We start from the raw sequence: 21,658 nt of genomic DNA on the forward strand, positions 1-21,658 counted from the left end.
GGCCAATTGAGTTTCGGGCGGGGCGTTGCAGCGTGCCGGCTCGCCGGCTCTAACGCCCCTTTTTTCCCGCCGCCAGATGAATCGCCGCCCGCACTCGCGGGTACGTGCCGCAACGGCACACCACCGGCGTCATCGCCTGATCGATCTCCGCGTCCGTCGGCTCCGGCTTGTGCTTCAGCAGCGCGCAAGCCGCCATCAATTGAGCACTCTGACAATAGCCGCATTGCACGACGTCGAGTTCGAGCCACGCCGCTTTCAGCGCCTGCGCCTCGCGTCCCTGCAAGCCTTCGATCGTCACGATCCTGTTCTGCGTATGCAGGCTCGACACCGGCGTCTGGCACGCAAGGCACGCGGCATCGTCCAGATTGACCGTGCACGCGCCGCAGATCCCCACCCCGCAGCCGAACTTGGTGCCGGTCATGCCGAGATCGCAACGCAGCACCCATAGCAGCGGCATGTCCGGCTCCGTGTCGATCTTCACCAGCTTCCCGTTGATATTCAGTACCGCCATGCTTGCCTCCTGAATTCGACGCGATCCGCTCATGCTCCGCTCACGCGAGCCGCAACGGCAGACTGCGCAGCCGCTGCCCGGTCAGCGCGAACACCGCGTTGGCGATCGCCGGCGCGACCGGCGGCACGCCCGGCTCGCCGACGCCCTGCGGATGCAACTGGCTCGGCATGATGTCGGTTTCGATCGCCGGACACACGTTCATCCGCACCACCGGGAAGTCGGTGAAGTTCTTCTGCTGCACCTGGCCGTCGACGATCGTGATCTCGTTTTGCAGCGCGCTCGACAGTCCGAACACGATCCCGCCTTCCATCTGCTGACGAATCAGATTCGGATTCACCGGCAAGCCGCAATCGATTACGCACACGACCCGGTGCACACGAATCTGCCGCTCCGGCCCGATCGACACTTCCGCGACCTGCGCGACCACGCTGCCGAACGCCTCGTGCAGCGCGACGCCGCGCGCGCAGCGCGCGCCGTCGGCCGCCGGTTTGAGCGGGCGGCCCCAGTCGGACAGCGTCTCGACCCGTTTCAGCACTGCCAGATGACGCGGATGCTCAGCGAGCAGCGCCGCGCGAAACGCGATCGGGTCCTGACCGGCGGCGGCCGCGACTTCGTCGGTGAAGCTCTCGGTGAAGAACGCCTGATGCGAGTGGCCGACCGAGCGCCAGAAACCGATCGGCACCGGCAATTCGACGATCTTGTGCGACACGCGCGCGGCCGGCCATTCGTACGGCTGATCGAACGCGCCTTCGAGCGTGGTCTTGTCGAGCGGGATACGCGGCACGCCGTAGTAGCGCGCGAGCGCCTCCGGCACGATCGCCTGGCCCGCCGATTTCGCATGCCACGCGACCACTTTGCCGTGCTCGTCGAGGCCCGCCCGCAGCCATGCCGCGCACGCGGGCCGGTAGTAGTCGTGGGTGAAGTCCTGCGCGCGCGACCAGATCGTCTGAACCGGACGGCCGTCGGCCTCGCGCGCGATCGCGGCGGCCTGCGCGATGAAATCGAGCTCGAGCCGGCGGCCGAACGCGCCGCCGAGTAACTGCGTCTGCACGTCGACCTGGTCGGCGTCGATCCCGAGCGCCTTCGCGACGTGCTTGCGCGCGAGCCCCGGCATCTGCGTCGACACCCAGACGGTCGCCGCGCCGTCCGCGACCTGCACCGTGCAGTTCAGCGGCTCGACCGCGCCATGCGCGAGATACGGCGCGCGGTAGACCGCTTCGAGCGTGCGCGCCGCGCGGCCCATCATGCTGTCGACGTTGCCGCGATGGAAGTACACATGACCGTCGCTGTCATCGAGCGCGGCGACGAGGCGCTGGTCCACCGTCGCGCTCGAGATCTTCGCGGCCGCGCCGTCGTGCCAGTCGACCTTGATCGCGAGCACCGCGTTCATCGCGCGATAGGCGTTGTCGGCGATCACCGCGACGCCGCCGGTGCCGCCCGCATACGGCGGCACCGCGAGCGCCTTGACGAAGCCGGGCATTTTCTCGGCCGGCGTCGCGTCGAAATGCGCGACCGTGCCGCCGAGCGTCGGGCACATCACGACGCTCGCGTACAGCAGGCGATTGGGCAATACGTCGATGCCGAAGCGTGCGACGCCGTCGATTTTCGACGCGGCTTCGAGCCGCTTGAGCGGCTGACCGATCAGCCTGAAGTCGGCCGGCTGTTTCAGTGCGACCGTGCGCGGCAACGGCTGCAGCGCGGCTTGCGACGACAACTCGCCGAAGCTCGCCTTATGTCCCCGCGCGTGCAGCACGTAGCCCCGTTCGACCCGGCATTCGTGCGGCGGCACCTGCCATTGGCCGGCCGCCGCGCCGACCAGCATCGCGCGCGCCGACGCGCCGGCCTCGCGCATCGGCGTCCACAGGTCGTTCATGCTCGACGAGCCGCCGGTCATCATCGTGCCGAACTCACTGACCGCCTTGCGCGCGATCCACACCGTGCCCTGCTTAACGAAACTGTCGTCGTCGGGACGAAACGGCAGATCGTCGACGATGCCCTGCACGCTGTTGTAGATCCGGTCGATCGGCGCTTCCTCGACGCGCACCCGCGACCAGTCGGCGTCGAGTTCTTCGGCGAGCAGCATCGCGAGACCGGTGTGGATGCCCTGCCCCATCTCGGTCTTGACCATCATGATCGTCACGCGATTATCGGCGTCGATCTTGACCCAGCCGTTGAGCGCGATCTGCGAGCCTTGCACCGGCAGCGGTGTCGCGGTGTTCAAACGCTGGCGCGGCGGCAGCACGGCCCAGCCGACCAGCAGGCCGCCAAGCGCACTGGCGCTGCCGAGCAGGAAGGTTCTGCGCGTTAGCATGGAAAACTCGCTATGGCGGCACCGGCACGATCACGGGGAAACGGCGCAAGCGGGCGGACGCCCGTCTGCGTTTGCGAATAGTAATAAGACGGACGGGTAGACGTGAGACTTAAATGCGCGCGACCCGGGCAATGGGCCGTGCGGCATGGGACCGGGGGACAGGCAGGCGGGGTGGAGAAATCGTGGGGTGCTTCATTAACTGCGAGATGGGCCGCAAGTTAGCGGCCCATCGCGGATATTGCGCGGCGCCGCAGATTAGCGGCGATTCGAGCCGGACATCACATCGATCCATACGGCCAGCACCAGAATGCCGCCCTTCACGATCATCTGCCAGTACGCGTCGACGTCGAGCATCGACATGCCGTTATCGAGACTGGCCATCACGAGCGCGCCGATCAGCGCGCCGTACACGGTGCCGGAGCCGCCGCGCATCGACGTGCCGCCAATAAAGCACGCGGCGATCGCATCGAGCTCGCCCATCGAACCGGCCGACGGCGAACCCGCCGCGAGCCGCGCGGTGTTGACGATGCCGGCGAACGCGCACATCAGGCCCATCAGCGCGAAGATCGCGAGCTTCACGCGGTCGGTGTTGACGCCGGACAGGCGGGTCGCTTCGAGGTTCGAACCGACCGCATAGATACGGCGGCCGAACACGGTCTGCGTCGCGATCCACGTGAAAATGCCGAGCAGCGCGAGCAGCAACAGCACCGGAACCGGAATGCCGCCGTAGTTGTCGAGCATCGCGACGAAGCCGGCGAGGATCGCGCCCGCGCCGATCACCTTCGCAATGTCCTGCCAGAGCGGCACCACGCGCAACTGATAGCGCTGCCGGTTCGCGCGCTGGCGAATCGTCAGGAACGCCAGCAACACAAACAGCACGACCGCGAGCGTGTCGCCCGCGAGCCGGGGCAGATAGCCCTGGCCGACGAACACGAAGCTGTCCGACACCGGCGCGATCGTCGAGCCGCCGGTGATGCCGAGCAGGATGCCGCGATACGCGAGCATGCCGCCCAGCCCGACGATAAACGACGGCACGCGCCGATACGTCGACCACCAGCCATTGAACATGCCGACCGCGACGCCGAGCAGCAGCACCACCGGAATCGTCACGCCGATCGGCCAATGCCGGTTCACGTCGAGGATCGCGGCGACGCCGCCGAGCAGTCCGAGCAGCGAGCCGACCGACAGATCGATCTCGCCGGCGATGATCACGAACACCATCCCGCACGCGAGCATGCCGGTGATCGACATCTGCCGCAGCAGGTTCGACAGGTTGCGCGGCGTGACGAACGCGCCGTGCGTGAGCACCGAGAAGAACGTCCAGATCACGGCGACCGCGATCAGCAGCGCGAGAATCTTGTAGCGCGCGAACAGCTGCTGCACGCGTTGCGTACCGCCGACGGCGTGCCGCGGCGCGGCCTCGTCGGTGCGTTGAGAAGTTACTTCGGGCGTCATGCGGCACTCGCTGCGGTTGGGTTCGAAGATAGCTGCGCGGGGCGGATCGCGGCGCCGAGGATGTCCTCCTGGGTCAGCCCGTCATTGACGAAGTCGCCGCGCAACTCGCCTTCGCCGATGACCAGCACGCGGTCGCTGAGGCCGAGCACTTCCGGCAATTCGGACGACACCATCACGATCGACATGCCGCGCTGGGCCAGCTGGAAAATCAGTTTGTAGATTTCGTATTTGGCGCCGACGTCGACGCCGCGGGTCGGCTCGTCGAGGATCAGCACCTTCGGATCGGTCAGCAGCATCCGCGTGAGCACGGCCTTCTGCTGGTTGCCGCCCGACAGGCTCGCAATCGACAGCATCGGGTTCGCGGCGCGCACCGACAGCCGCTTCATCTCGGTGTGGATCGTGTCGAGCTCGGCCGCGGAATCGATCCGGCCGCCCGCCGTGAAACGCTGCAACACCGCGAGCGTAATGTTGTGGCCGACGCTCATCCCCGGCACGATGCCGTGGCGTTTGCGGTCCTCGGGCACCATCGCGATGCCCGCGCGAATCGCGTCGATCGGCGCGCGAATCTTCAACGGCTTGCCGTCGAGTTCGACGCTCGCTTCGCTGATGCCCGGATACGCGCCGAAGATCGCCTGCATCAGTTCGGTACGGCCCGCGCCGACCAGACCGGCGACGCCGAGAATCTCGCCGCGCCGCAACGCGAACGACACGTTGTCCACGCGTTTGCGGCGCGGATTGGTGACGTCGAAACAGGTCACGTTACGCGCTTCGAAGATCACCTCGCCGACCGGATGCGGTTCGCGCGGGAACAGGTTCTTGATCTCGCGGCCGACCATCAGCGCGATGATGCGGTCGGTGGTCAGCGCGTGCATCGGCTCGGTCGCCACATGCCGGCCGTCGCGGATCACGCTGATCGTGTCGCACACCGCCGCGACTTCGTCGAGCTTGTGCGAGATGTACACGCAGGCAATGCCGCGCCGCTTCAGATCGCGCACGATGTCGAGCAGAATCGCGATCTCCGAGGCGGTCAGCGACGACGACGGTTCGTCCAGAATCAGCAGTTTCGCGCGCTTGTTCAGCGCCTTCGCGATTTCGATCAGTTGCTGATGACCGCCGCCGTAGTTCATCACCGGCTGCGCGGCATTGATCCCGGTGATGCCAAGTTCGCGCAGCAGTTCGTCGGCGCGCTGATACATCGCCGCGTAGTTCATGCGGCCGCCGGGCAGCGTGATCTCATTGCCGAGGAAGATGTTCTCCGCGACCGACAGCTCCGGCACCAGCATCAGTTCCTGGTGAATGATGATGATCCCGGCGCGTTCGGTGTCGCGCACGCTCGCGGCCCGCAAGGGCTCGCCTTCCCACGTTATTTGGCCATCCCAGGTACCGTGCGGATACACGCCCGAGAGGACTTTCATCAGCGTCGATTTGCCCGCGCCGTTTTCGCCGCACAGGCCCACGCACTCGCCCGGCCGGACCGTCAGGTCGATGCCGTCGAGCGCTTTCACGCCGGAAAAAGCTTTGACGATGCCGCGCATCGTCAGAAGAGGTTGCGTCATTCGCTCTGCCTCGCTGCAAGGTGGGCGGGTGCGCCGGCACGCTCCCGGGCATCCGGCCCGGAAGCGTACGTGTCACGCGATGCCCGTCTGCGGTCTTATTTGCTCGCGAGTTGCGCGTCGGTGTAGAAGCCGTCCTTCACGACGATGTCGATGTTGGCCTTGGTCAGCTTGGTCGGCTGCAGCAGCACCGTGTCGACCTTCCTCTTGCCGTTGTCGTATTGCGCGTTGAAGCCCGGCTTGTCGCCCTTCGCGAGCGCGACCGACAGCTTCGCCGCCTCGCCGGCGATCAGCTTGAGCGGCTTGTAGACCGTCATCGTCTGGGTGCCGGCCTTCACGCGCTTGACCGCCGCGAGGTCCGCGTCCTGGCCCGAGATCGGTACCTTGCCCGCGAGGTTCTGCGCGGCCAGCGCCTGGATCGCGCCGCCGGCGGTGCCGTCGTTCGACGCGACGACCGCGTCGATCTTGTTGTTGTTCGCGGTCAGCGCGTCTTCCATGATGCGCAGCGCGGTCGACGCGCTCCACTCCGGCACCCACTGCTGGCCGACCACCTTGATGTCGCCCTTGTCGATCGCCGGTTGCAGCACCTTCAGCTGACCCTGGCGCAGCATCTTCGCGTTGTTGTCGGTCGGCGCGCCTCCGAGCAGGAAGTAGTTGCCCTTCGGACGCACGTCGTAGACGCCTTGCGCCTGCATTTCGCCGACCTTCTCGTTGTCGAACGAGATATACGCGTCGATGTCCGCATCCAGAATCAGGCGGTCATACGAGACCACCTTGATGCCGGCCTTGTGCGCTTCGGCGACCACGTTGCCGAGCGTCTTCGAGTTGAACGGCACGATCACGATCACGTCGACGCCGCGCGAGATCAGGTTCTCGATCTGCGAAATCTGGCGCTCTTCGCTCGCGTCCGCCGATTGCACCGACACCTTCGCGCCGAGCTTTTCCGCCGCGGCGACGAAATAGTCGCGATCGCGCGACCAGCGCTCGACGCGCAGATCGTCGATACAGAAGCCGATTTCCGGGTGGTCCTTGCTCGCGTGCGCGAGCGGCGCGGCGAGCGACAGGCTGGCGAGTACCGCTCCGCATACCAGCGAACTCAGTACGTTGCGACGCATGGCGAATTTCATTTCTGTCTCCTTGTGTTGTGATAGCCGGAATCCCGGATGTGTCGGCCCGCGCTGCGAGACGCGGACCTGAACAAACGACAGCCGACAGCTTGCTGCTCCGCGCGGTCGACGTGGCCGGCGGATGGTTATCGGAAGACTCGTGCTGCTGCGCCGCGCGGGCCGCGGCAACGCAGGCCGCGGGCGGGACGCCGGGGTGGCGGCGCGGATAGTACGGCGCCCCAGACTTTGGGATCGATGCAAACGCGGCATCGGCCGAAGGGGCTCCGAACATGGCCCGCCGGCCGATGAAGTGACGACATGCTGCCGCTTGCGCGAAGTGCCGGCAATTGCGAAATTGCGCAGCGCGCTTGATGTTTCTTACCACCCGCGCGTTTGTTGATGACCGCGGCGCATTTCGCGGCCTAGAATAACCGGACGCTTAAAAGAACGGAGTGCTTTTCGGGCACTCACGACAAAGGAGACGAAGCCGCATGGCCGCCACGGCCACGCGTCCTTGACCGCCATGACCCGTCCGCCCACACCCCAGACGACTCACCGGATCGCGCTGCTGTTCAACGCGAACAAGGTCTACGACCGCGAGATCATCACCGGCATCGGCAACTACCTGCTGTCGACCCGGGTCGCGTGGGACCTGTTCCTCGAAGAAGACTTCCGCTGCCGGCTCGCCGGGATCGAGCGCTTCGACGGCGACGGCATCATCGCGGACTTCGACGACCCGGCCGTCGACGAAGCGTTGCGCGGCTGTCCGCTGCCGGTGGTCGCGGTCGGTTCGTCGTACGAGGATCCGACGCAATATCCCCCGGATTTACCCTATATCGCGACCGACAACAGCAAGCTGGTGTCGCTCGCGTACACGCATCTGATCGGCGCGGGCCTGACGAACTTCGCGCTGTACAGCCTGCCGGCGGCGCAGGAAAACCGCTGGGCGCAGCAGCGCGAACTCGCGTTCATGGAGTTGCGCGGCCAGGACGGCCGCACGACCGAGCAGATCGACAGCGAAATCTATCGCGGGCTGTCGACCAGCGCGCCGTCGTGGAATCAGGCGATCGAGCAACTGACCAACTGGCTGCGGCAACTGCCGAAGCCGGTCGGCATCATCGCGGTGACCGATGCTCGCGCGCGGCATCTGCTGCAAGCCTGTCTGATTGCCGGCATCTCGGTGCCGGAGGAAGTCGCGATCATCGGCATCGACAACGATCCGCTCACCCGTACGCTGACGCGCATTCCGCTTTCTTCGGTCATTCAGGGCACCGAAGAAATGGGCCGCACCGCCGCGCACATCCTGCATCAGATGCTGCACGGCGCGCGTTTTCCGGGGCGGCGCATTCTGGTGCCGCCGGTCGGCATCAACGTGCTCGAATCGACCCGCCATCAGCCGCTGGCGAGCCCGTACGTGATGCGCGCGCGTCATTTCATTCGCCAGTACGCGTGCCAGGGCATTCGCACCGAACAGGTGGCCGACTACGTGGGTGTGTCGCGTTCGTCGCTCGAAGAGTACTTCCGCCGTGAGCGGCAGTGCACCGTGCATCAGGAAATCCTGCGCCACAAGCTCGACGTCGCGAAATCGCTGCTCGCGAAACGCGATGCGTCGAGCGCGGAAGTCGCGGTTCGTTGCGGCTTCACTTCGCTGCAATACATGTATGCGGTGTTCCGCCGCGAACTCGGCTGCACGCCGCGCGAGTACCAGGAGCGCGTGAGTGCGAAGCCGGCCAAGGCCGCCGGCTGAACCTGCTCTTTTTCTTCTTTCTCGCACGGATCACATGATCAGCATTGCACAAGTTTCTTCCGAGCCGTGGGGCACGCTGCAAGGCGGCGATCGCGTGCGGCTCTATACGCTGCGTAACGCGCACGGCATGAAAGTGGCAATCAGCGACCTCGGCGCGACGCTGGTGTCGTGGCACGCGCCGGATCGCGCGGGACGTCTCGGCGATATCCTGCTCGGTCACGACACGCCCGCCGAATACGTGGCCGCGACCACTTACATGGGCGGACTGATCGGCCGCTGGGCGAACCGGATTGCCGGCGCGCGTTTCGAGCTCGACGGCATCGAATACACGCTCGATCGCAACGAAGGCGCGAACCTGCTGCATGGCGGCACGGTCGGTTTTCATCGCGCGCTGTGGGACGTGAGCGAGGACGACGGCGCGTTGCTGATGCGGCTCGAATCGCCCGAAGGCGATGCCGGCTTTCCCGGCAACGTGACCGTGCAAGTGCGCTATTCGCTCGACGACGACGGCACGCTGACGATCGAATACGAAGCGATCACCGACGCGCCGACTCCGCTCAATCTGACCAGTCACCCGTATTTCAATCTGACCGGTCAGGCGGGCACCGACATCCGCGGCCACGTGCTGACGATCGACGCGGAGCGCTTCTTCGAAGTCGACGCGCAGTTGATTCCGTGCAAGCTCGCCGAGGTGGCGGGCAACGCGTTCGACTTCCGGCAGAGCGCGCCGATCGGCGGCCGACTCGACTGGCCCCATGCGCAACTCGCGCGCGCCGGTGGTTTCGATCATTGCTATGTGCTGCGCGCAGCGGCCGAGGCCGCAAGCGACGGCAACGCACCGCCGGTGCGTGAAGTTGCGTGTGCTTACGATCCCGGCAGCGGACGTGAGTTATGCGTGCTCACCGATCAGCGCGGGCTGCAGTTTTACAGCGGCAATGCGCTGAACGGCAACGCTGGACGCGGCGGTGCGCGTTATCAGCGGTACGCCGGTTTGTGTCTCGAAGCCGGCGGCTTTCCGAACGAAGTCAATATGAGCGAACGGGGCGAGGTGATCCTGCTGCCCGGCGAAACTTACCGGCAGGTCAGCGCTTATCGGGTCGGCGTGCGCGAAGGGGTTTAGCGCCTGCGCGAACGAGTCGTTGCGCGCTTACGAAGGTCGCGGCGGCGAGATTACAGCATGCCGACTGGCTGTTTGCTGCAATACTGAATTAGCGCGCCCACCGTTTTTGACCGGGTGGGCGTCCCTCTAGACTGGGGTCAATGGGCGCCGCTACCGCTGTGCTCCCGAACCACCACTCCCGGAGGGAAATCTTATGAAATCGCTCATCCAGGCAGTCGCGCTGGCGGCCGCGCTCGCCGCGCCGGCCATCTCGTTCGCGCAAACGGAGCAGCCGGTCACGCGCGCGCAAGTGATCGACGAAGTGAAGCAACTCGAACAGGCCGGCTATAACCCGGCGACCGCGCGCGATCCGCAGTATCCCGCCGACATTCAGGCAGCCGAAGCGCGCGTGTCCGCGATGAAGGCAAATGGTCAGGGCGGCAACTCGGGATACGGATCGTCGATGGGTGGATCGTCGCAATCGGGCCAGCATCCGATGTGGGTCAATCCGGCCGATCAGTGATCAATGCCGCGGCCGCATAACGAATAACGGCGAAGGGCGCCGGTCTGACTGCCGCGCTTGGGCCAGCGTCATTTCTCTTCGTTAAGAAACGAGCAGATGCTTTGCAAAGCATGTGCTCGTTTTTTTCGTTTATCGGTTCGATACCGTCCTAGACTTGCCGATGACGAACGCCGCTTTCTACAGGAGAACCGCGATGCCCCGCACCGTTGCCGAAAAACGCGCCGCGTTCCGCGCGCTGCACACGTCCGGCTGTTTCGTGCTGCCCAATCCGTGGGACGCGGGCAGCGCCCGTTATCTGCAAACGCTCGGCTTCCAGGCGCTCGCGACCACCAGTTCCGGTTTCGCGTGGTCGACCGGGCACGCGGACAACACGTTGCCGCGCGAAGCGATCCTCGCGCATCTGCGCGCGATCGTCGACGCCACCGATCTTCCGGTCAATGCGGACTTCGAAAACGGCTTCGGTAGCAGTCCGGACGAAGTGGCCGCAAGCGTGACGCTCGCGGTCGGAACCGGCGTCGCGGGGCTGTCGATCGAGGACTCGACGGGCGACCCCGCCGCGCCGTTGTTTCCGCTCGACGTCGCGGTGCAACGCGTTTCCGCCGCGCGCAAAGCCATCGATCAGAGCGGCGGCGATACGTTGCTGATCGGCCGCGCGGAAAACTTCTTCGCCGGCAAACCGGATCTCGACGACGCGATTGCGCGTCTGCAAGCGTATGCGGCGGCCGGCGCCGACTGTCTGTACGCGCCCGGCATCCAGACGCGCGAACAGATCGAGACGGTGGTGGCAGCGGTCGCGCCTAAGCCGGTCAATCTGCTGATCGGCTCGACGTCGGAGCTGACATTGCAGGACGTGGCCGCGCTCGGCGTGCGGCGCATCAGCGTGGGCGGCGCTCTGGCGCGCGCCGCGTGGGGCGGATTCATCCCGGCCGCCCAGGCGCTGGCCCAAGGTCGCTTCGCTTTCGACCGCGCGACGCCGGGCGCGAAGCTCAACGAACTGTTCAAGCGGGGCGCGTGAAGCCGCCGGAAAAGCGGCCGCTCGAGCCCGCGGGTTTCCGATGCGAAAGGGACGCAAACGCTGCGCACTCCCCGGCTGCGGGTGCGCAGCTTCCCACTCGCGCGTCCGAAAGCAGCGAACATGTGTGCTCAAATCGCTTTACGCGCGCAGCATCGCTCCCGCCATCGATGCCCGCCGAATAATCGCGCCGCGCCAAATGTTATTATCGGAAACATCATCCGCCGACACGGCGCGCAGCCGAACCGCAGCAAGCCCATGGACAGCCACCTCAGCAAACCCGCCGATCCCTCCACCACCGACCTCGGCCGGCGCGTGCGCGCCGCGCGCCAGGCGCAGGACCTGACGCTCGAAACCGCGAGCCGCCTCTGCGGCGTGTCGCGCTCGACGCTGTCGAAAGTCGAAAACGGCCTGATGTCCCCCACTTTCGACGTGCTGCAGAAAATCGTGCTGGGCCTGAAGATCGAAATCGGCGAGCTGTTCGGCTCGACGCCGAAGGTCAGCGCGAGCGGCCGGCGCGCGTTGACCCGCAAGGACGAGGGGCAGCGTCACGCATATCGCGGCTATCAGATGGAACTGCTCGCCACCGATCTCGCGCACAAGGCGATGCTGCCGTTTCGTATCCGCATCTCCGCGCATACGCTCGACGCGTTCGACGACTGGGGCCGCCACGAAGGCGAAGAGTTTCTGTACGTGATCAGCGGCAGCGTGTGCCTGTATTCGGAGCTGTACGCACCGACGCATCTGAACGCGGGCGACAGCCTCTACTTCGACAGCCGCACCGGTCACGCGGCGGTGTCCACCAGCGACGAAGACGCCGAGGTGCTGTGGATGGCGACCAATGCCGACCTCGCGCACACGCCGCCGGCCGTCGTCGAACCGGCGAAGAAATAGCACGCACGCCGAAGCATCGAGCGCGCTGCCGGAGCCCGCGCCTTTACATGCGCTCAGGCCGCTTGGCCCGCGGTCATCCGGAAGATCCCCTGCGCGTTGCCCGCATCGAAGCGCAGGTCGGTTTTCCAGCGGCGCGCGTCCTGATCGAAACTGCGCTTGCGCGTGATGAATTCGTAGAACGAGCCAGGCACGTCGCGCGTGACGACGCTGCCGTCAAGCGCGCGAAACTCGCGCCGCACGATATCCGCCCGATACGCGGTCTGGAACACCCGGCCCGAACGCGAATGCTCGACGTCGGGTTTCATCGGCCGCCCCTTGGCTTTTTCGTCGTCCGACAGTTGGAACACGTCGGCGACGCGATCGGTCGCGTGATTGAACGCGTTGCCCTCGGTCGCGATCCACGCCATCTCCGCCGACTCTTTCAGTAGCACGTCGTAATCGGCTTCGCTGGGCATCTCGTGCTGACGCGCAAACGCGCCGACGAGCACCGGCAACAATTGATGCGCGGCCTCGAGCGGCAGCATGCCATCGCGCTCGAGCTCCCACAGCAAGCCGCTCGCGCGCGGCGTCAACGGATCGCGCGACGCGCCGATCACGTTCGTCACCGCCTGCTGGAACGCCGCGGAAAAGCGCTCGGGGTGCAACTCGCTGACAAAGAACTGGGCGATCTCGTCCGGCGCGTCGTCATGCGCCCATGCGCGGCCGGTCATGCCGAGCCGGTCGAGCGGATAGCGGCCGGCGACGCTGAAACCGAGCGGCCGCAGGATCCGCGCGAACGCGGCCTCGCCGGGCGGTAGCGCGCCGCTGTGCGGCCAGCGCACGCTGCGTAGCGCGCCGTGATCGAAGTACACGCTGCCGCCGGCCGCGACCGTTTCGTCGGTATAGCGCCGGCCGTTTTCCGAGCGCGCAAGCAGATCGTCGAACAGCGCCATATTCAGTGCCTGCGCGAGTTCGGCGCGCGTGACGGTGCCGCTTTCCCATTCGGCGAGCAGCGCCGGACGATTCAGTGTCGCGAAGAGCCGCGCGGTTTTCTCCGCGCCGAGCAGCTTCGTGAGCAGTTGTTCGACGTTCGCATTGTTCCGGTTTTGCATCTTCGAATTCTCCACGCTCCACAGCGCGCATCCCTGCGCGCTCGATATCGGCGGCCATTATTGAGAATCGGCTGGGGCCCCGTAAAGCGAGATAAACTGGCCACTTGATGAGTTTTCGGAATTAACGTGCGCAAGTTCAGGATTCCCAACATGGGCGCGCTGCTCGCGTTTGAAGCCGCGGCCCGACACGAGAGCTTCACACATGCGGCGCGCGAACTGTTTCTCACCGAAAGCGCGGTGTCCCGGCAGATCAATACGCTCGAAAGCAATCTCGGCGTGCGGCTGTTCGTGCGCGTCAAGCAACGCGTGGTGCTGACGCGGGCGGGCCACGTGTATAGCGCGCAGGTGCGGCGCTCGCTCGAACAGCTCGATCGCGACACGCTGTCGATCATCGCGCATGGCAGCGGCGGCGGTTATCTGGAGCTCGCGGTGCTGCCGACTTTCGCGTCGCAATGGCTGATTCCGCGCATGGACGCGTTCAACCGCCAATACCCGGACGTGCGCGTGAATATGGGCGTGCGCACCGCGACTTTCGCGTTTGCCGACACGCCGTTCGAAGCCGCGATTCACTACGGCAAGCCGACCTGGCCGGGGACGTCGGCCGATTTTCTGTTCAGCGAGGAAGTGGTGCCGGTGTGCGCGGCGAGTCTGTTGAAGCGGCCGGTGCGCGATGCCGCGGACCTGCTCGACTATCCGCTGCTGCATTCGACCACCCGCCCCGACGGCTGGGCGTCGTGGTTCGCCAGTCTCGACGTCGACGACAACCGCGCGATGCAGGGGGTGCGCTACGAGCTGCACACGATGCTGATCAGCGCGGCCGCGGCCGGCCTGGGCATCGCGCTGGTGCCGCGCTTTTTCGTCGACCGGCAGTTGCAGCAGCTCGGTCTGGTGATTCCGTTCGAAGCACCCGCGGTCGCCGACGCCGCGTACTACCTCGTGTATCCGACCGAGCTCAGTCATGGGAAACCGCTCGCGAGTTTTCGCGAGTGGCTGTTGCGCGAGGCCGCCGCGTATGGGGCGAGCTATCCGGAGCTTGCGCAACGGCCAGCGGGCGTGTGATCGCTCACCCGTCCGCCCGAATCATTAACCGCCCGAGCGCGCCTGCGCGAGCGCCGCCAGATTGCCTTCGCCGAAACCGTGGTGTCCGCGACGCTGCACGATCTCGAAGAAGATTTCCCCGGCGCGGCGCCGCACGAAGGTCTGGAAAAACAGCAGCGGCACGCCGTCCGCGCCGATCTCGCCATCCACCAGCACATGCGTGCGGCGCAGACGTTCGACGTCGAGCCCATGCCCCGGCAAGCGCGCATCGAGCTGATCGTAGTAACGCGGCGGCGGCTCGACGAATTCGACGCCGTTCGCGAGCAGTTGCTCGACGCACGCGAAGATATCGTCGGTGGCGAGCGCGATATGCTGCACGCCCTCGCCCGGATGATCGGGCAAGTACTCGTGCATCAGCGTGGTCCGGCGCGTGCCTTCCTCGTACAGCGGCACGCGGATCGCGCCGCACGGCGACACCATCACGCGCGATTCCGCCGACACGTGCCAGTTCGCGTGCAGTTCATGAATCTCGCGGAAATTGAGCAGGTCGCGATAGAAGTCGATCCACTCCTGCATGCGGCCTTCGCCGACGGTCTGCGTCAAATGATCGACCGCGCTCAGGCCGCTGCCCGCGTGGTTCAGGTCGGCCTCGGCCGTGTCGATTTCGATCGGCCGGAAGTCGATGTCGAAGATCGAGATATCGCCGAGGCCGCCGCGCTGACCGCCGCGGCCGCGCCAGCGGTCGACGAAATAGATGTGCGAATCGCCGATCCCCTGGATCGCCGGAATCAGCAGCTCGCCGGCGCCGAGACGCTCGCCCTCGAATTCCCACGCGCCGAGCTCCACCGCGCGCTCGAACGCGCGCTGCGCGTCGGCCACGCGAATTCCGATCGCGCAGATTCCGGTTCCGTATTCTTCCGCGTAGCGCGCGGCGAACGAATCGGGCTCCGCGTTGATCAGGAAATTCATCTCGCCCTGGCGGTACAGCGTGACGTCCTTGCTGATATGTCGCGCGATCGCCTTGAAGCCGAGCCGGGTGAAGGTCTCGCCTAGCCCGCGCGGGTCGCGCGCGGCGAATTCGACGAATTCGATGCCGGCCGTGCCGAGCGGATTGTGCTCCGGCGCCAACACGGCGCGCTGCGCGGCCTCTGGAGTGGGCAAGTCGCTGGGCATGACAATCTCCTTGTACGGTCTTTCTGGCGGATGGCCGGTGGCGCCGGGATTCGGCGCGAACTGTGCCGGCCATTTGCGGCGGGCCGCATGATGAGTGGTGCGCCGCCGCAACGCCCGGGCCGCGGCGGCTTTCGCACCGTGTTTGTACACCGGGTCGCGGGGCGTTCGCAACCGCGATTTTGTACTGAATGGTTCACACGCTGAAGCGTGCAGCGGTCGAGGTCGCTCGCGCGCGGCCCGCGCCGCGTCGAATCAGTGTTCCCGCGGCTTGCTTCGGCCACTTTTGCGAGCCGGCGCGCGGGTCGTGTTAGCGGCGCTTTTGCGCGGCTTTTTCGCCGCCTTGCGGTCCGCGACCGCGGCCATCCGCTCCCTGGCGACCTCGCGCACCGCCTCGATGAACGCGCGGCCCACCGCCGACGGCTGGGTATCCGAGCGCCGGATCAGGCCGACCGGCTCGCCGGTGCCCGCGAACGGCAGCGGCAGACGCACCATCATCCCGTGCGCAAGCTCGTATTCGACCGCGCTTTGCGGCACGAACCAGACCGCGCCGTTTTCGAGCGTCAGCGCGCGCCCGGTCGACACCGACAAGACCTCGACGAACGCCGACAACGGCGGCGCGCCCCACGCGGCCAGCAGACTTTCGGCCGACTGGCGGATCAGCGTGCCGAACGGCGGCAAGACGACCGGAAATGCGTCCAGCGACGTGACCGGCAAGCCCGCCCCCTGCGCGAGCGGATGCCCGGCGCGCACGACCGCGATCAGCGGCTCGGTAAACAGCTGCTCGAAACTCAGACCGACCATCCGCTCGGGATCGGCAAGACGGCCGATCGCAAATTCGATCGACCCCGCCTTCAAACGCTCCAGCAGTTCGGGATTCGCGCCGGTCGCGAGCCGCACGATCACGCGCGGCCAAGGCTCGGCGAGCTGCCGCAGCACCGGCGGCACCAATACCGCCGCGACGGTCGGCAGCACACCGATTTCGAGCGTCGCGGCCGCCGCGCCTTCGGCTTGCGCGAGCAGATCGACACCTTGGCGCAGCGCGCTCACGCAGGCGCTCGCATGCGGCATGAAAAGCTGCCCCTCGCGGGTCGGCACCGCGCCGTGGCGGCCGCGCTCGAACAGCCTCACGCCCAGAATCGCCTCCAGCTCGGCGACCGTTTTGGACACCGCCGGCTGCGTGATGGACAGACTGTCGGCCGCCCGCTGGACGCTGCCGAATTGCGCGACGGCCAGAAAGCACTGAAGATGACGGAACTTGACGCGGCTGTCCGCGAGACTGCGTTGCATAACGGGAGGTTATACGAAACGGGCCAAAACGTCATTTTGCATAACTGCCGGCGTTGTATAAAGTGCCCGACACACGTTGCACCCACGATTCCTCCAACGGAGACACCTCATGGAAGATTCCCTGCTCAGCCCGCGCGATTTCCCGTCGCATCCCGAATACATCTACCCGCAGTACGGTTCGTCGGTCAAACGCGGCCCGACGCGGCCGCTGATTCCGTTGAAGGAGCGTCTGCGCGACCAGCGCGTGCCGGTCTACGGCACCGAAGACCTCGACGCTCTCGACAACGACCTGACCCGCAACGCGGTGCGCAACGGCGAGCCGCTCGGCGAGCGCATCATCGTCACGGGCCGCGTGCTCGACGAAGGCGGCCGCCCGGTCCGCAACACGCTCGTGGAAATCTGGCAAGCCAACGCAGCCGGCCGCTACGTGCACAAAGCCGACCAGCACGACGCGCCGCTCGACCCGAACTTCCTCGGCGCGGGCCGCTGCATCACCGACAACGAAGGCCGTTACCGCTTCCTGACCATCAAGCCGGGTGCCTATCCGTGGGGCAACCATCCGAACGCATGGCGTCCGCAGCACATCCATTTCTCGCTGTTCGGCGATCACTTCGGTTCGCGTCTGGTCACGCAGATGTACTTCCCGGGCGACCCGCTGCTCGCATTCGATCCGATTTACCAGGGAACGCCGGAAAAGGCCCGTGAGCGCCTGATCTCGAAGTTCTCGCTGGATATCACGGAAGAAGCCTATGCGCTCGGCTACGATTTCGACATCGTGCTGCGCGGCCCGAACGAAACCCCGATGGAGCGCTAAGCCATGACGACCCTCAAGCAAACGCCTTCGCAAACCGTTGGCCCGTACTTCGCGTACGGTCTTGTCCCGCAGCAATACGATTTCGACTACAAGAGCCTGTTCACGCACGTGCTGGCTGACCGCGAAGCGGCCGGCGAGCACATCACGATCGTCGGCAACGTGTACGACGGCGACGGCAACGTGATCGGCGATGCGATGGTGGAAATGTCGCAAGTCGACTCGAACGGCCACTATCCGGAATCGCGCCAAGAAATCCGCAAGACCGGCTTCCGCGGCTTTGCCCGCGTCGGCACCGGCACGGATCCGCACAAGCGCTTCTACGTCGAAACGGTGAAGCCGGGCCGCGCGAATCCGGACGAAGCGCCGCACATCAACGTGATCCTGACGATGCGCGGCATGCTGCTGCATACGTTCACGCGTATCTATTTCGAAGACGAAGCGCAGGCTAACGAAAAGGACGCGGTGTTGGCGGCAGTGCCGGCCGAGCGTCGCAATACGCTGATCGCGCGTCGCGAGCCGGGTGCGGCCAACGTTTATCGCTTCGACATTCACATGCAAGGCGATAAGGAAACCGTGTTTTTCGATCTGTAAGGCAGCAATGGCGAGTCAGGCTGGAAGGCGAAACTGTGAAGCGATTGCTGCACACTTTCATCCAGCTTTCACCTAAACTGCGCACGATCCGTCCATCGACCGGATCGCGAAACTCCGAGTAGTAAAGTTAAGCCCGCGTCGAGCGGGCTTTTTTCTGCGCGGCGTGCGTCGGGGCCAGCGGTTTTGCGGCGATTTTTTTCAGGCCGCTTCGCTCAGCAAAGGAAATGGTCGATGCTCTGGCCCGCGTAAATCGCGCGGCGCAGCCACTCGGGCTTGTCGCCACAACCGTCCCACGTATTGCCGAACGCATCGCGATAGCGCACCGCGCGCACCGCGTTCGCGTCGGCTTCGATCGATTCCGCCAGCGCCTCCAGCGTAATGCCGTAGTCGTCCATGCGACGGCGGATCCACACGATCATCCGATCGCGCACATTCTCATCGAGTTCGAACAGGCGTTGTTGTCCTTCTCGCTCTTTCATAACGTTCTGATATTGCAACTGATGCTGGCGTTAGACAAACAGGGCCGTCGCGAAACAACGCGAAGCCCGTGCGCGATTCAAAAGAAAACGGAAACAAGCAGGATTCACGGCATCCGCGCAAATGCGTGAAAAATCGCACTCGCGAAATGAAGGTTCGTTAAATCCGGGATTGAAGCAGCTGAATGAAGGCGTTGGAGTCAGGCAAGCTGGCTATTCCAAGGGCGCTTCAGCATATGGAAGGCGATTCTAGCATTCAATTTATTTGGGACGCAGCAACGGAGTTTTTCCAATTGCGCCCGTTGCACCGATGGCGCCGATTGCACCGATTGCACGACCAGCCGCTTTTCGGTATTCGTGGCCGCGGCCGCGCGATTGACGGACAATGCGATACGTTACGTCCGATACCCGCCGGCGACGCCAGCCACGCCCGCATCGTAGCGCATCGAACCGCGCATCTCACCGCGCGAGCGTGGTCCGCCCGAACGACCGCCCCTCAGGAGACAACCGAATGCCCGCCTCGACCGCCATCCTCACGATCCTCGCCGCGTTGTTATTGGGTGCGATGAGCCCGGGACCGAGCTTTGTAATCGTCGCGCGCAACGCGATCGGCCTGTCGCGCAACGACGGACTCGCGACCGCGCTCGGGATGGGTATCGGCGGGGTGTTCTTCAGCGGCATCGCGCTGCTCGGGCTGTATACGCTGCTGGCGACCGTCGAGTGGCTGTACGTCGGGCTGAAAGTGGCCGGCGGCGTCTACCTGATCTATCTGGCCTCGAAAATCTGGCGCGGCGCCGCGCAGCCGCTCGCCTTCAGCGCGACCCCGGCCGGCGCTGGCGGCAATCCGCGCAAGTCGTTCTGGATCGGCCTGAGCACGCAGCTCAGCAATCCGAAGACGGCGGTCTATTACGGCAGTATCTTCGCGGCATTGCTGCCGCAGCATCCGCCGCTGTGGTGCTACTTCGCACTGCCGCCGGCGATCTTCGCGATCGAGGCGGGCTGGTACACGATCGTCGCGCTGTGCTTTTCGAGCAAGCGGCCGCGCGAGATCTATCTGCGCTGGAAGGCGTGGATCGACCGCATCGCCGCCAGCGCGGTGACCGCGCTAGGCCTGCGGCTGATCCTGAACGCGCACAAGATGGGGATTTGACGGCGCGGCGCGGCGTGTCGCGCACGCTCGCGCCGCCATCGGACCAGCGTCAAAGGCAGCGAGCGTCAGCCCTTGCCTTCCGCCTTGATCCGCGCGCGCAACTCGAACTTCTGGATCTTGCCGGTCGAGGTCTTTGGCAACTCGCCGAAGCGTACCGCCTTCGGCAGTTTGTAGCCGGCGAGGAACAGCCGGCAGTGCGCGATGATTTCCTCCTCGGTCGCCTGCGCGCCTTCCTTCAACTCGACGAACGCGCACGGCACCTCGCCCCACTTCGGATCGGCCATCGCGACCACCGCCGCCACCGAAACCGCCGGATGCCGGTACAGCGTGTCCTCGACCTCGATGCTCGAAATGTTCTCGCCGCCCGAAATGATGATGTCCTTGCTGCGGTCGCGGATGCGCACGTAGCCGTCGGCGGTGCGCACGCCGAGATCGCCGGTATGGAACCACCCGCCGGCGAACGCCGCTTCGGTCGCGCGTTCGTTCTTCAGATAGCCCTTCATACAGATGTTGCCGCGGAACATGATCTCGCCGAGCGTTTCGCCGTCGTCCGGCACCGGCGCGAGCGTCTCCGGATCGAGCACCGCGACCGCCGCCTGCAGGTGATAGCGCACGCCCTGGCGCGCGGTCAGGTCGGCACGGGTAAGGTCGTCGAGTTCGTCCCACGCGTCCTGCTTCGCACAAACGGCCGCCGGCCCGTAGGTTTCGGTCAGCCCGTACACGTGCGTCAGGTCGAAGCCGATCTCCTTCATCTTCGCGATCACCGCAGGCGGCGGCGCCGCGCCGGCGACCATCGTCGACACCCGGTGCGTGATGCCCTCGCGCCATTCGGCCGGCGCATTGGCCAGCGCGCTCTGCACGATCGGCGCGCCGCAGTAGTGCGTGATGCGCTCGCGGCGAATCAGCTCGAACACGGTCTTCGCGTCGAACCTGCGCAGGCACACGTTGACGCCCGCGCGCGCCGCCACCGTCCACGGGAAGCACCAGCCGTTGCAGTGAAACAGCGGCAGCGTCCACAGATAGACCGCGTGCTTCGGCATGTCCCATTCGAGGATGTTGCTGAGCGCATTCAGATAGGCGCCGCGGTGATGGTAGACCACGCCTTTCGGGTCGCCGGTGGTGCCGGATGTGTAATTGAGCGCGATCGCGCCCCATTCGTCGGCGGGCGGGGTCCATTCGTAAGCGGGGTCGCCGGCTTGCAGAAACTGCTCGTAGTCGGTCGCGCGGGGGAACTGCGCGGGGTCGGCCGGCTGCGCGTCGGCCACGCTGATCACGCGCAGGTCCGGAAATTCGAGCGCCGCGCGATGCGCGAACTCGCCGTATTCGGTATCGACGATCAGCGCCCTGGCTTCGCCGTGGCGCAGCATGAACAGTAGCGTGGCGACGTCGAGCCGGGTATTGAGCGTGTTGAGCACCGCGCCGGCCATCGGCACGCCGAAGTGCGCTTCGACCATCGGCGGAATGTTCGGCAACAGTGCGGCAACCGTGTCGCCGCGCTCGATGCCGGCCCCCCGCAACGCGCTCGCGAGGCGCCGCGCGCGCTCGTAGGTCTCGCTCCAGTTGCGACGAATCTCCCCGTGGACGATCGCGAGCCGGTGGCCATACACTTGCGCTGCGCGCACGAGGAAATCGATCGGCGTCAGCGGGACATAATTGGCCTCGCGCCGCTCGAGACCTTCGTCGAACATATGCTGCGTCATTGCGGAGTCTCCTTGGGCGCGAGCCGCGCCGATGATCGTTCTGATTGGCAAACCGGGACCTGCTGCCGGCCCTTCACGTTGGCAACAAGCCCCAGCCTAGCAATTGTCATCGCGAACTGTCTGTCAT

The 21,658-nt window shown here is 65.6% G+C and carries 19 protein-coding genes; 9 read left to right on the plus strand and 10 right to left on the minus strand.

Annotation, left to right across the window (positions count from 1 at the left end; all coding sequences use genetic code 11):
- Positions 1 to 49: 49 nt before the first annotated feature.
- From LJ656_RS29275 to xylF, 5 genes are all read right to left on the minus strand, one after another.
- The gene (locus LJ656_RS29275; protein WP_230512978.1) at positions 50 to 511 is read right to left on the minus strand and encodes a (2Fe-2S)-binding protein; all 462 of its coding nucleotides are present in this window, start codon (positions 509 to 511) and stop codon (positions 50 to 52) included.
- Positions 512 to 551: 40 nt separating this feature from the next.
- Complete coding sequence (locus LJ656_RS29280; protein WP_230512979.1) at positions 552 to 2,822, minus strand: xanthine dehydrogenase family protein molybdopterin-binding subunit; 2,271 nt, start codon at positions 2,820 to 2,822, stop codon at positions 552 to 554.
- A gap of 255 nt (positions 2,823 to 3,077) precedes the next feature.
- Complete coding sequence (locus LJ656_RS29285) at positions 3,078 to 4,277, minus strand: sugar ABC transporter permease (protein WP_230512980.1); 1,200 nt, start codon at positions 4,275 to 4,277, stop codon at positions 3,078 to 3,080.
- On the minus strand, positions 4,274 to 5,833 hold the full coding sequence (xylG, locus tag LJ656_RS29290; RefSeq protein WP_230512981.1) for a D-xylose ABC transporter ATP-binding protein: 1,560 nt from the start codon (positions 5,831 to 5,833) through the stop codon (positions 4,274 to 4,276). Before xylG ends, LJ656_RS29285 begins: the two co-directional genes overlap by 4 nt.
- 95 nt (positions 5,834 to 5,928) lie before the next feature.
- Positions 5,929 to 6,957 carry a D-xylose ABC transporter substrate-binding protein gene (gene xylF, locus LJ656_RS29295; RefSeq protein ID WP_230512982.1) on the minus strand — a complete coding sequence of 343 codons (1,029 nt, stop codon included), beginning with the start codon at positions 6,955 to 6,957 and terminating at the stop codon, positions 5,929 to 5,931.
- A gap of 502 nt (positions 6,958 to 7,459) precedes the next feature.
- Here xylF and LJ656_RS29300 point away from each other — a divergent pair.
- The 5 genes from LJ656_RS29300 to LJ656_RS29320 all read left to right on the plus strand — a co-directional run bounded on the left by LJ656_RS29300 (position 7,460) and on the right by LJ656_RS29320 (position 12,211).
- Entirely contained in the window at positions 7,460 to 8,683 is a 1,224-nt protein-coding gene (locus LJ656_RS29300; RefSeq protein ID WP_230512983.1) for a XylR family transcriptional regulator, read from the plus strand.
- A gap of 34 nt (positions 8,684 to 8,717) precedes the next feature.
- Positions 8,718 to 9,803: an aldose epimerase family protein gene (locus tag LJ656_RS29305; RefSeq protein WP_230512984.1), complete on the plus strand. Its 1,086-nt coding sequence runs from the start codon at positions 8,718 to 8,720 to the stop codon at positions 9,801 to 9,803.
- A gap of 193 nt (positions 9,804 to 9,996) precedes the next feature.
- Complete coding sequence (locus tag LJ656_RS29310; RefSeq protein ID WP_230512985.1) at positions 9,997 to 10,305, plus strand: DUF4148 domain-containing protein; 309 nt, start codon at positions 9,997 to 9,999, stop codon at positions 10,303 to 10,305.
- Positions 10,306 to 10,498: 193 nt separating this feature from the next.
- On the plus strand, positions 10,499 to 11,320 hold the full coding sequence (locus LJ656_RS29315) for an isocitrate lyase/PEP mutase family protein (protein WP_230512986.1): 822 nt from the start codon (positions 10,499 to 10,501) through the stop codon (positions 11,318 to 11,320).
- 255 nt (positions 11,321 to 11,575) lie between these two features.
- Positions 11,576 to 12,211, plus strand: a complete 636-nt coding sequence (locus tag LJ656_RS29320; RefSeq protein WP_230512987.1) for a helix-turn-helix domain-containing protein — start codon at positions 11,576 to 11,578, stop codon at positions 12,209 to 12,211.
- Between the two features lie 53 nt (positions 12,212 to 12,264).
- Here LJ656_RS29320 and LJ656_RS29325 read toward each other — a convergent pair whose 3' ends face one another.
- Positions 12,265 to 13,302: a DUF1338 domain-containing protein gene (locus LJ656_RS29325; RefSeq protein WP_230512988.1), complete on the minus strand. Its 1,038-nt coding sequence runs from the start codon at positions 13,300 to 13,302 to the stop codon at positions 12,265 to 12,267.
- 126 nt (positions 13,303 to 13,428) lie between these two features.
- On the opposite strand from LJ656_RS29325, the gene LJ656_RS29330 reads away from it, so the two are divergent.
- Positions 13,429 to 14,361, plus strand: a complete 933-nt coding sequence (locus LJ656_RS29330; protein WP_230512989.1) for a LysR substrate-binding domain-containing protein — start codon at positions 13,429 to 13,431, stop codon at positions 14,359 to 14,361.
- 24 nt (positions 14,362 to 14,385) lie between these two features.
- On the opposite strand, the gene LJ656_RS29335 is transcribed toward LJ656_RS29330, so the two are convergent.
- Together LJ656_RS29335 and pcaQ are read right to left on the minus strand one after the other, a co-directional pair.
- Entirely contained in the window at positions 14,386 to 15,513 is a 1,128-nt protein-coding gene (locus LJ656_RS29335; protein WP_230512990.1) for a 4-hydroxyphenylpyruvate dioxygenase family protein, read from the minus strand.
- A gap of 252 nt (positions 15,514 to 15,765) precedes the next feature.
- Positions 15,766 to 16,800, minus strand: coding sequence for a pca operon transcription factor PcaQ (pcaQ, locus tag LJ656_RS29340; protein WP_230512991.1), 1,035 nt, complete (start codon positions 16,798 to 16,800; stop codon positions 15,766 to 15,768).
- 109 nt (positions 16,801 to 16,909) lie between these two features.
- Between pcaQ and pcaH the strand changes: the two genes are divergently transcribed.
- Together pcaH and pcaG are read left to right on the plus strand one after the other, a co-directional pair.
- A complete protein-coding gene (gene pcaH, locus LJ656_RS29345) occupies positions 16,910 to 17,614 on the plus strand; it encodes a protocatechuate 3,4-dioxygenase subunit beta (protein ID WP_230512992.1) in 705 nt (234 codons plus the stop codon).
- 3 nt (positions 17,615 to 17,617) lie between these two features.
- Positions 17,618 to 18,205 (plus strand): protocatechuate 3,4-dioxygenase subunit alpha, encoded by a 588-nt coding sequence (pcaG, locus tag LJ656_RS29350; protein WP_230512993.1) that lies wholly within the window; start codon positions 17,618 to 17,620, stop codon positions 18,203 to 18,205.
- 212 nt (positions 18,206 to 18,417) lie between these two features.
- On the opposite strand, the gene LJ656_RS29355 is transcribed toward pcaG, so the two are convergent.
- Positions 18,418 to 18,684, minus strand: coding sequence for an H-NS family nucleoid-associated regulatory protein (locus tag LJ656_RS29355; RefSeq protein WP_230512994.1), 267 nt, complete (start codon positions 18,682 to 18,684; stop codon positions 18,418 to 18,420).
- Between the two features lie 508 nt (positions 18,685 to 19,192).
- Between LJ656_RS29355 and LJ656_RS29360 the strand changes: the two genes are divergently transcribed.
- Positions 19,193 to 19,831 (plus strand): LysE family translocator, encoded by a 639-nt coding sequence (locus tag LJ656_RS29360; RefSeq protein WP_075304953.1) that lies wholly within the window; start codon positions 19,193 to 19,195, stop codon positions 19,829 to 19,831.
- Positions 19,832 to 19,896: 65 nt separating this feature from the next.
- On the opposite strand, the gene LJ656_RS29365 is transcribed toward LJ656_RS29360, so the two are convergent.
- Entirely contained in the window at positions 19,897 to 21,531 is a 1,635-nt protein-coding gene (locus LJ656_RS29365; RefSeq protein ID WP_230512995.1) for an acyl-CoA synthetase, read from the minus strand.
- Positions 21,532 to 21,658 lie beyond the last annotated feature (127 nt).

Origin of the sequence: Paraburkholderia sejongensis (assembly GCF_020880815.1) — a bacterium.
In the GTDB taxonomy this organism is placed as follows: domain Bacteria; phylum Pseudomonadota; class Gammaproteobacteria; order Burkholderiales; family Burkholderiaceae; genus Paraburkholderia; species Paraburkholderia sejongensis.